This is a genomic window from Frankia canadensis (genome assembly GCF_900197875.1).
GTDB classification, from domain to species: Bacteria; Actinomycetota; Actinomycetes; order Frankiales; family Frankiaceae; genus Frankia; species Frankia canadensis.
Window position 1 is genome coordinate 1 of the sequence record NZ_FZMO01000137.1, and the last position, 10,434, is coordinate 10,434.

A 10,434-nucleotide genomic window follows, 5' to 3' on the forward strand; every position below is an offset into this window, starting at 1 on the left:
GGGGCGGGGCGGTGGCTGGGGGCGGCGCACGCGGCGCGCTGCCGTCGATCTGGTCCGGCCTGCTCGACGCGCCGCTGCGCGACGAGCGGCACCGCGTCACCCCGGCACTGTCGAAAGCGCTGGCGAAGCTGCTGCCGGCGGCGGGGATCGCCCGCAGCCGGCGCCACCAGCGGGTGGGCTCCTGGCAGCTGGAGTTCCCGGCGTTCGACTCCGGCCCGAGCTGGCAGGACTACCACGCCGCCCACGCCCAGGTCGCCTCCGAACGGCGCCGGGTACGCATCTACCTCGTCGAACGGGCCGCCGGAGAGGCCGAGCGGGCCGCGCGGGAGGCGGTCGCGCGCCGCGAGTTCCTGGTACTGCACGGGATCAACCATCCCGGGATCGTCCAGGTCGACGGGCTGGAGAGCCACGAGGCGGGGCCAGCGCTGATCTTCCGTCACCGCCCCGACGAGATGCGCCTCGATCACTACCTCGACCGGTACGGCGACCGCCTGGACGCGGGCACCCGCCTGCACATGATCCGCGAACTGGCCGAGGCCGTCGCCTACGCCCACGGCAGGCATCTCTACCACCGGGCGCTGTCCGCCCGCAGCGTCCTGGTCGTGCCGGCCGGCGGCCGACGGCGGCGCCGCGCGGGTGGCAACGACGAGCAGGGCTGGCTCGTCCCACGGCTGGTGATCAGCGACTGGCAGGCCGCGGCCCGCGACACGGGCTCCGGCTCCGGTACCGGCACCCTGTCGAGCGCGATGACGAGGACGTCGCTGGACCTGGCGGTGCAGCCCGCGGCCCGGTTCCTGCCGCATCTGGAGCTCGCCGCCGGCGGTTACCTGGCGCCCGAGGTCGGCGCCCCCTTTCCCGATCCGGTCGGCATCGACGTGTTCGGCCTCGGCGCGCTGGCCTACCTGATCCTGACCGGCCAGCCGCCGGCGGACAGCCCGAACGCGCTGACGTCGCGCCTCGAGCAGTCCGGCGGCCTGCACCCGGCCCAGGTCGTCGACTCCCTGTCGGACGCCGCGAACGAGCTGGTCGTGCAGGCGACCCGGCCAGTGCCCGAGGACCGTTTCGCCAGCGTCGGCGATCTGCTCGACTGGCTGCTGCTCGTCGAGGAGGAGTTCACCGCGCCGGACGAGCCCGAGGCCGATCCGCTCGAGGCACAGCGCGGAGACCTTGTCGGAGGCGAGTGGCGGATCCGGGAGCGTCTCGGCACCGGTTCGACGAGCCGGGCCTTCCTCGCCCACAACGAGAAGACCGACCGCGACGAGGTCCTCAAGGTCGCGCTGTCGGACGAGCGGGCGCCGCGCCTCGCGCACGAGGCGTCCGTGCTGGGCCGGCTGAACGACTCCCGGGTGATCCGCCTGGCCCGCCCCGACACCCTCGTCATCGGCGGGCGCACGGTGCTGGTCCTCGACCACGCGGGCGAGCGGACGGTGGCCCGCAGGCTGCGCGAGGGCCGGCTGACCGTCGACGAGCTGGAGACGTACAGCGACTACCTGTTCGGCGCGGTCGACTACCTCGACGGCGAGGGCGTCGCCCACCGCGACCTGAAGCCGGACAACATCGTCATCCGCCGCCGGCCGAACCGTACCTACCAGCTCGTGCTCATCGACTTCTCGCTGGCGAACGTCTCCGTGCGTGACACCACCGCCGGCACGCCCCGCTACCTGGACCCCTTCGTCGGCGCCGGCATCCGCACCACCTACGACGACCACGCCGAGCGCTACGCCCTCGCCGTCACCCTGCACGAGATGGCCTCCGGCGAGCTGCCGCTGTGGGGCAACGGCTCGGGTGACGCCCGGCTCACCCCCGGACCGCCGACGCTCGCCACCGAGGCGTTCGACCCGGCGATCCGCGGCGGCCTCACCGCCTTCTTCCTGCGGGCGCTGCACCGGGATGCGGGCGAGCGGTTCGGATCGCTGAAGGACATGCGGGACGCCTGGCAGGCCATCTTCCGGGCCGTCGACTCCACCCCCCCGGCGCCCGTCACGGCGGCGACGACACCGGACACCCCGCTGGAGGCGGCGGGCCTGTCGCCGCGGGCGGTGTCGGCGGCGCACCAGGTGAACGCGACGACCGTCGGCGCGCTGCTGGCCCTCGGTTCCAAGGAGATCATCAGCCTTCCGGGCACCGGCGCGAAGACCCGTCAGGAGCTGCAGTCCCGGATCCGTCAGTGGCGCCGCGCGTTCGCCGCACCCGCACCCGCAGCCGCAGCCGGTCCCGACGGACCGTCCGGTGACCCGGCGACGACCGGGGCGGCATCGCGGCCGGCCGCCAGCTCCGCCGAGTCCGTCGAGTCCGTCGAGTCCGCCGACTCCGCTGTCGCCAGTGGCGGCGCGCCGGCGGCCGCGTCGTCCCCGGCAGCGTCGATGGCGGACTTCGCCCGCCTGCCGGTCGAGGCGCTCGCCGACCGGCTGCTGCCCCGGGCGCGGTCCGGCGGACGGGGCGCCGCCGAGCGGGAGGCGTCGAGGCTGCTGCTCGGCCTGCCCGACGCCGCGGGCGAGCTCCCGGACCTGCCGCTGTGGGCGCCGCAGCAGCAGATCGCCGACCGGATCGGCGTGTCACCCGGCCGGATCGCGCAGGTGCTCGTGGCCCGCCGCCGGGCCTGGCACGCCGACGACGCCGTCCGCTCGGTGCATGACGAAATCGTCGAGATCCTCACGGACGCCGGCCGGGTCATGGGCTTCGAGGAGCTGGTCACCACAGTCCTCGGACGTCGCGGCACCGGGACGCCGCTCGCCCCGGACGCCCGTTGGGCCTTCGCCGCCGCCGCGGTCCGCGCCGCGCTGGAGACCGCCGACCTGGACTCGGAGCCCCGCCTGGCCCGCCGTCGGTACTACGAGCGCATCCTGGTCGCGCTGGAGGCAACCGAGGATGACGGCCCGCTGATGCCCGCCGCGCCCGCGCTGTTCGACTACGCCATCGCCCTGGGTCGGGCCGCGGACCGGCTCGCGCGGGCCGAGGAACTACCCGCCCCGACAACCGTGCAGCGTGAACTGGCCGCGACGGCCGACGTGCCGGCCGGCCTGGCGGCGCTCGACCAGCAGCGCCTCGTCCGTCTCGCGGCCGCCGCCTCCCGTACCGCGGCCGCCAACGCTCGCCTGGAGATCTACCCCCGCGACCTGGACCTCGTCCGGGCGCTGCGGCTCGCCCAGGCCGGCGTGCTGCCCATCCGTCCCGTCGAGGTCCCGCGGCCGTTGCTGGACGTGGCGACCATCCACGAGCGGGTACACAACCGCTTCCCGGACCTGGCCGTCGACCTGCCGGCGCATCCGGCCCTGGACACGCCCCTGGCCGCCGCCGGATTCATCCTCGAATGGGACGCGGCCCGAGAGGGGTACGTGCCGCCGCACGGCCTGCTGTCCTCGGCCGGGTTCGGCTCGCGGGCAACCCCGGTCGTCCGCGAGCCCACCGACCTGGGCCGCGGGCCGTCACCCGCGGTGTTCGACCACCCCGACCAGGCGGCTGCGGCACTCGTCGAGCAGCGTCTGCTCGCCGCCGCCGCCGTCGACGGCTTCCGGGCCCTGACCGTGCGGCGCAACCACTACCTGGCCGCCCGCGCGGGACTGATCCGCCCGCGTTTCGCCGCCGAGCTGGTCGACGTCGCCGCTGTCTTCCTCGACGCCCTGCACGCCGAGGTCGACCTCAGACCCAAGCCGACCTGGGCGACGATCCTGCGCGCGGACGCCGCCGAGCCCGGCACCCGCGCGGCGACCAACCTTGCCGACTACGTCCGCCGTGCCTGGGATCGGGCGGAGCCGCGGCTCACCGCCCTGGTCGTGGCCGGCACCCCCGCCGGTGGCCGCCGCCTGCCACTTCTGCTGCACGACGCCGGGGTCTTCGGCCGCTACGGCGGACGAGGTATGGACGTTCTGTTCACCCTCGCCGAGCGGGCCCGCGCCGGCGCCCGGCCCGTCTGGGTGCTGTGCCCGACTCCCGAGCCGACCCGCCCGCCGCGTCTCGACGGCGCGCTCGTCCAACTGGCGACCGAAAGCGAGTGGATCGCGCTCCCGGACTCCTGGGCCCGCAACCGCCACCGCGCCGCCGACGAGGACCCCGACCACACCGACAAGGCCTCCTGACCGCGACGCGGTAGGGCGGACCCACAGCGTGGCGGACTGCCGCGGGCGGTCCCGGCGACGCTGGACGCTGCCGGCCGCGGTGAACGCGCGGCGCGCAGTGGGATGATTACCACTGGTGCCAGCCGAAGGAGGACGACCGTGTCCCATGCCCCGACCGACGACCCCAACCCAGACGCTGAACCCGAGCAGGCCCCCCACGCCGACCAGGACCCAGCCGTACCCGCATCGGACGCGGCGGCTCCTCGAAGCTGGTCCCCATCCGACCCTTCTCCCAGCGGTCCTGCCGGACTGTCCGAGACCCCGCCGGCCGATCGCCCGCCTCTACGCCCCGTCAACTGGGACGGCTCCTTCACCCACACCTGGAACTCTCGCGACGATCAGGAACTGACGAATCGTCTGGCCGCGGAGCACGAGTTCGCGTCAGAGCAGCAAGAACTCGATCAGAGGATGCGAGAGTTTCGAGACAAGGCGAATGCGGCTGCCGATGCGCGCGAGGCGCGTGCTCGTGAAGAGCGCGAGCGTGAACGCGCCGAGGAGTGGCCTGCTGCGGACGATGCGCGGTCGCGGTTGTTCGACAAGCTGGGGCGGCTGAAGCGGCCATCAGAGGAGCCGGATGCGTCTTCGGTCGCGGATGGAGATGGAGATGGGCCAGCTGACCTCCATTGACGCCTCGCTGATGGGCATGGTGGATGCCGGCCGTTCAGGCGCCGAATCGGGGGCGGCTGGTTTCGGGATGAGGGGGACTGTCGGTGAGGTTCGGCCGCTCTGAGTGGAGAGGTCCGTTGGAGTCCGCCGCTGATGTTGCGTGTGCGAGTGCGCGACGGGCGCCGAGGGTGTCCGGGTGGTACGGGCCGTGTTCGCGCATCGCGTCCGTCAGAGCGGCGCGGTACAGCGGAGCGGCGTCGGTATACCGGCCGGCTTGACTGTACGAGTCAGCGAGCGTGGCCCGGCTCGCCCGGGTCTCAGGATGATCTGGGCCAAGGGTGTGGCTGCGGATGGCGTGGACATGCTCGCTGAGTTCGACTGCCTGGGTTGTCCGGCCGGTCTGGCGATAGACCTCGATGAGACTGGTCGCCGATCGCAAAGTGCGGGCATCGGCACCTCCGGTCTGGATCCCCGCGTCGATCTGGCGTTCCAGGTGGTGACGGGCTGATTCAGGCTGCTGGGTGTCGCGGTAATGGGCCGCGAGGGTGTCGCGGACCTCCATAGCGCGGGGGTGCGTACCACCAAGGACACGTTCATGGCGGTCAAGAAGGCGCTCAAGGTGCGGAGTAGCGTCGCCCGGTCGTCCGCACGCGATGTAGGCGACGGCGAGCTGCTCTCGGCTGAGAGTCGTCTTCTCGTGGTCAGGGCCAAGGGTATTTTCACGGCTGGTGAGGGCCCGTTCGAAAAGAGGCACAGCAACCTCCGGGCGCCCGGCTGATCGGTGGGCACTGGCGAGTGCGTGGGCACTGTCGAGAGTGCTTCTGTGGTCAGGACCAAGAACGTGCTCGCGGCCAGCGAGCGCTTGATCGAGTTCGTGCGTGGCTTCGCTGAGACGGCCGACGTGGCGGTACATGACGCCGAGCTGGTGGCGGCTGTCGAGGGTGGCGGGGTGGTGGGGGCCGAGGACGCGTTCGCGGGCGGTGAGGGTCGGTTCGGCGTGGGCGAGAGCGTCGCCGGTGGCGCCCATGCGCTGGTAGGTGGCGGCGAGTTGGTGGTGGGTGTTCAGAGTCTCGGGATGGTCGGCGCCGAGAACGCGATCGCGGGCGATGAGAGTAGGCCGAAGGATCCGGGTTGCCTCGTCGCCACGGCCGGAGTCGTCGAGCGCGGCGCCGAGGCGGTGGCGGCTTTCCAGGGTCGCGGGATGATCGGGGCCGAGGATGCGGGTGCGGTCGGTGAGGTTCTGCTGGAAAACCTGGGTCGCGTGGTCGAGGTGGCCGGCGCGTTGGTAGGCGCGGGCGAGGGTTTCGCGGCTGGTGAGGGTGTCGGGGTGGTCGGGGCCGAGGAGGCGGGCGCGGTCGGTGGCGTTGCGTTCGGCGAGGGGGCCGGCGACGGCGAGGTGATCGGCGTTGAGGGCGGCGCGGATGTGGGTTTCGCGGGCGGTGAGGGTGTCGGGGTGGTCGGGGCCGTCGAGGCGTTCACGGGCGGTCACCGCGCGTGCGGCGAGGGGTTCGGCCTGGTCAGGGCGGCCCTGCTCGGTGAGGTAGGCGGCGGTGTGCTCGGCGAGCCAGGCGGTGTGCGGGGTGTCCGCGGCGGGGTCGGTGGCCTCCAGGGTGGCCAGGGCGTGGGGGAGCAGGGTTCGCCACGCCGGCCAGGCGTCCGGGTTGGCGGTGACTTGCTCGGGCAGAGAGCAGTGCAGCATCCGGCCGAGGGAGTCGACGAGCTGCTCGGCGTGCTCGGGGTTGGTGTCGGCGCGGACGGCGTTGCGGACCAGGGGGTGCATGGCCAGGGCCGCGCCGTCGCGGTGGGCAAGGCCCGAGCGTTCCAGGGCGGCGACCGTGTCGGCGAGCTCCAGCGGATCCCCGGCAGCCGCTCGCAGCTCCACGCCGCGGATCGCCGCCGGGTCGGCCGTGAGGATCCGCAGCGGCAGCGGGGTGGCATCGCCGTGCGCGGCGAGGCGGAGGAGCTCGGCGGCGGCCGGCGCGTCCGCGTCGAGGCGGTGGATCGGCTCGTCCCACAGGGTGGCGGCGGTGACCCCGGGCCGTCCAGGTACTTCTCCCTGCCCGAGCAGGACGGTGGGCCGGTCGATCAACGCCGCCAGGTAGGTCTCCGCGGGCACCCGGGCCTGGCCGATGCGGTGAGCCGCCTGGTCGAGGGCCAGCGGATGGTCTCCGAGCTGGTCGGCGATGCGGGACGCGACCTGCGGGTCGACCGTCGGCAACCGTTCGGCGAGCAGCGCCACCGACTCCGGTCGTGGCATCGGGCCGACCGGCACCACCACCGCGCCGGCCGTGGCCCAGTCGTCGGCGCGGGACGTGACCAGGATCCGGCCCTCGCCGGTGGACGGCGTCAGCCAGCCGGGCAGCTCGTCGAGGCTGGCGGCGCCGTCGAGGACGAGCAGCCATCGCCCGTCGGCGGCGTCGAGGCGGGCGAGCACCGCGGCCGGCTCCGCGTGCGCGGGCAGCCCGAGCGCCGGCGCGAGCGCCCGTACGCGCTCCCCGACCAGCTCCGGGCGCCCCGCGGGCACCCACCACACCGCGTCGAAGCCCATCCGCTGCTGGCGGACGTACTCGACGGCCAGGCTCGTCTTGCCGATCCCCGCGAGCCCCGTCACCGCGACCAGCCGACCCGCCGACGCGGACATCGCCTCGTCGAGGTGGCCCAGCGCCGCCGTCCGGCCCACGAACCGGCTCGCCGGCCGCGGCACGTTCCACACCGCCGGCAGCTCACCCGGGAACAGGGCGTCGGTCGAGCTTCCTCGGCCGCGGTCCGGGACGCTCCATCCCTCGCGCGGTCCCGCGGAACCGTCGTCGCCCGCCGCCGGAGTCTCGGTCTCGGAACGCACTGCCGCGAGGAGCATGGTCTGCGCGGCCAACGGACTACGGCCGACCAGGTCGATCGGGACGAGCTGGCCGAGCAGCCCGGGAATCGGCCGGTCCGCCACCCGCGCGACCAGGAGGCGGCGCTCGCCGTCCGCGATCCGCGGCGACCAGGCCGCCCCCCACTCCGCCGGCGCCGTCGCCGAATCCAGGTAGCCGTCCGACACCACCGCGATCGTGCGGCGGGCCTGCTGCGTCACCTCGTTCAGCCAGGACGGCAGGTGGGTGCCCGGGACGACATCCCAGGCGTCGAGCCGAACGAGATACCCCGCCTCCTCCAGCGTGGCCGTGATCCACTTCGCCCAGCCGCGCCCGTCCTCGGCGCAGGACACGAAGACGTCGACAGCGCGACCCCCGCCCCCGCCCGTCACCCGAACAGCATGACACAGTCACCTAAACCAGAAGCTGGCGCTACCCCGACCGGCATGAGCCGGACGGTACGATTAGCCCGCGTGCCTCTCACTCTTGGCACCGGGCCATCTGGCAGAAGGGCCCAGTTACCGTGTATCCGATGCGTCGCCGTCCCGATCCAGAACAGCGGGCGAAAGGTCGACGTCCAGGGCCGCCGCATCGAGCTCATAGCTGTCGCCCTGCTCGGCTAGTACTACAGTCCCAGTGGCTGCCGTGTGGTCCTTATTCGCGCCTGCGGCGTGGCGGGTGGCATGGGGCGGCCACCGCGTGATTCTCCATGGTTTATGAGTACACATGAGGATGCGGCGGTGGCCGCGACGGGTAGCGTATCCGAGATGGACGTTGCGGTGTGGGAGGCGGGGCTGGAGGAGTTGTTCGCTCGCCTGTCTGACTGTTTCCGGTCGGATCAGCCGCGGGTGCAGGCGCGGGCGTATGTGGCGGGGTTGTTGTCTCGAACGGAACGGAAGAACGGGTGGACGCTCGCGGAGTTCAGCCAGGACGCCGGCCCGCAGAAGATGCAGCGACTCCTGAACGAGTACGCCTGGGATGAGGATGCTGTCGGCGACGTGGTCCGGTCGTACGTCGTGGAGAATCTGATCGAGCCGGACGGGGTCCTCGTCCTCGACGAGACCGGCTTCATCAAGAAAGGAAAGAAGTCCGCCGGGGTGCAGCGCCAGTACAGCGGCACGGCGGGCCGTGTGGAGAACTGTCAGATCGGCGTGTTCGCCGCCTACGTGTCCGGGAAAGGACGTGCTCTGGTCGACCGGGAACTGTACCTTCCCGAGAGCTGGACCGAAGACCGGGCACGGTGCGCAGACGCGGGTATCCCGGCCCGGATGGGATTCGCGACCAAGCCGCTGCTCGCGCTGGACATGATCCGCCGGTTCTGGTTGGCGCACCGGGAGATCGGCTGGGTTGCCGGTGACGAGGTGTACGGCGCCGATCCCGAACTACGCGACTGGCTGGAGGAACATCGCATCGGCTACGTCCTCGCGGTCAAGCGGGACACCGCGGTCACCACCGCCGTCGGCCGTCACCGGGTCGACACCCTCGCGGTGAAGGTCCCCGCGCACGCGTGGGAGACATACTCCTGCGCCGATGGCTCGAAAGGACCTCGGTTGTATGACTGGGCGCTGGTCGACACCTGCGATTACGCCGGCCCCGACAACCGTCCCCAGCAGGTCCTGATACGCCGCGCACGCACCGAAGAAGGGGAACTCGCGTTCTTCCTCACCCACAGCCCACGGCCGGTTCCCCTCGCCAGGCTGATCACCGTCGCGGGACGCCGCTGGGGCATAGAAGAATGCTTTGAGTCCGCGAAGAACGAGGTCGGTCTCGACCACTACCAGGTTCGCCGGTACCACGCCTGGTACCGGCACATCACCCTCGCGATACTCGCTCACACATGGCTCGCCGTCACCGCCCTGAGGAACCGTGAAGAACACCCACCGACAATCCCGCCAGAGAGAACCTCGGTGGGATATCAGCGCCATCCAGATGGCCTCGCCATCGCCGACCAGCCGGAACCAGACAGACATATGATGATCCCGCTCACGCTCAGCGAAATCCGTCACCTCATCGCCTTGTTCAGGCAGACCGCCATCCCACGCGACGTGATCACCTGGTGGTCGGAGTGGCGCCGCAGGCACCAGGCACTCGGCCGCTACTACCACTACCAAACCCGGATCCGCGCCGCCCAGCGCAACGCCACACCGATACCAGCCACATAGAGATCACTGCAACTGTAGTACTAGGCGGGAGGCGGCCGGCTCCACAGATGGGTGCGCCAGGTACTCGGTAGAGTTACCGGCCTTCTTTGTCGTTGACGGCCCCGACAGTGCGGCTGCGAGCCGAGCAAGATTCCCTGGGGTGGGCTCGGGGACGATATCGAGATCGTCGGTGATGTTCGGCGCACCTTGAAGCCGGGCGCCGACCCTTCCGACGATCACAAAGTTGACATCCTCCCCGCCCTGAAGGACGGGGATTCCCTTCCTCACGGTCGGGTTTTCCTGTTTCACCGACAGACGCCTCCCCGTTCTAGGAGCGGGGTGGTCTCACTCCGTCTCCACAGGCTGACACCGCGAGCCCCGCGGCCAGAATGTTCCGTGCCGCGTTCACATCCCGATCGTGGGCTGCGCCGCAGCCGCGGCAGGCCCATTCCCGGACATCCAACGGCAGCTTCTCGACCAGCGCCCCGCAGGACGAACAGGTCTTCGAGCTTGGATACCAGCGGTCCACCGCGATCACCTCACGGCCGTACCAGCCGGCCTTGTACTCCAGCATGCTCCGCAGATCCCGCCAGCCCGCATCCGAGATCGCACGGGCAAGACAGTGACTGCGGACCATGTTCCGAACAGTGAGATCCTCGACGACGATCGTTTGGTTCTCGCGAACAAGTCGAGTAGACAGCTTGTGCAGATGATCCC

The 10,434-nt window shown here is 71.7% G+C and carries 6 protein-coding genes; 3 read left to right on the forward strand and 3 right to left on the reverse strand.

Features of this window, described 5'->3' with window-relative positions; genetic code table 11:
* Positions 1 to 11 precede the first annotated feature (11 nt).
* Positions 12 to 4,076: a BREX system serine/threonine kinase PglW gene (gene pglW, locus C1A33_RS13435; protein WP_243407511.1), complete on the forward strand. Its 4,065-nt coding sequence runs from the start codon at positions 12 to 14 to the stop codon at positions 4,074 to 4,076.
* A gap of 138 nt (positions 4,077 to 4,214) precedes the next feature.
* Complete coding sequence (locus tag C1A33_RS34160) at positions 4,215 to 4,742, forward strand: hypothetical protein (protein ID WP_133150659.1); 528 nt, start codon at positions 4,215 to 4,217, stop codon at positions 4,740 to 4,742.
* Positions 4,743 to 4,776: 34 nt separating this feature from the next.
* On the opposite strand, the gene C1A33_RS13440 is transcribed toward C1A33_RS34160, so the two are convergent.
* Entirely contained in the window at positions 4,777 to 7,968 is a 3,192-nt protein-coding gene (locus C1A33_RS13440; protein WP_101831860.1) for a tetratricopeptide repeat protein, read from the reverse strand.
* A gap of 375 nt (positions 7,969 to 8,343) precedes the next feature.
* Between C1A33_RS13440 and C1A33_RS13445 the strand changes: the two genes are divergently transcribed.
* Positions 8,344 to 9,738 carry an IS701 family transposase gene (locus tag C1A33_RS13445; protein ID WP_101831861.1) on the forward strand — a complete coding sequence of 465 codons (1,395 nt, stop codon included), beginning with the start codon at positions 8,344 to 8,346 and terminating at the stop codon, positions 9,736 to 9,738.
* Between the two features lie 3 nt (positions 9,739 to 9,741).
* On the opposite strand, the gene C1A33_RS35710 is transcribed toward C1A33_RS13445, so the two are convergent.
* Together C1A33_RS35710 and C1A33_RS13455 are read right to left on the reverse strand one after the other, a co-directional pair.
* Positions 9,742 to 10,026 carry a hypothetical protein gene (locus tag C1A33_RS35710; protein WP_243407512.1) on the reverse strand — a complete coding sequence of 95 codons (285 nt, stop codon included), beginning with the start codon at positions 10,024 to 10,026 and terminating at the stop codon, positions 9,742 to 9,744.
* A 19-nt stretch (positions 10,027 to 10,045) separates the two neighbouring features.
* Positions 10,046 to 10,434 (reverse strand): RNA-guided endonuclease InsQ/TnpB family protein (locus tag C1A33_RS13455; protein WP_133150660.1); only part of this gene is annotated, 389 nt, incomplete at its 5' end.

Coding starts and splice junctions, on each gene's coding strand:
- C1A33_RS13445 (WP_101831861.1), top strand. CDS start 8,344: ATGGACGTTGCGGTGTGGGAGGCGGGGCTGGAGGAGTTGTTCGCTCGC.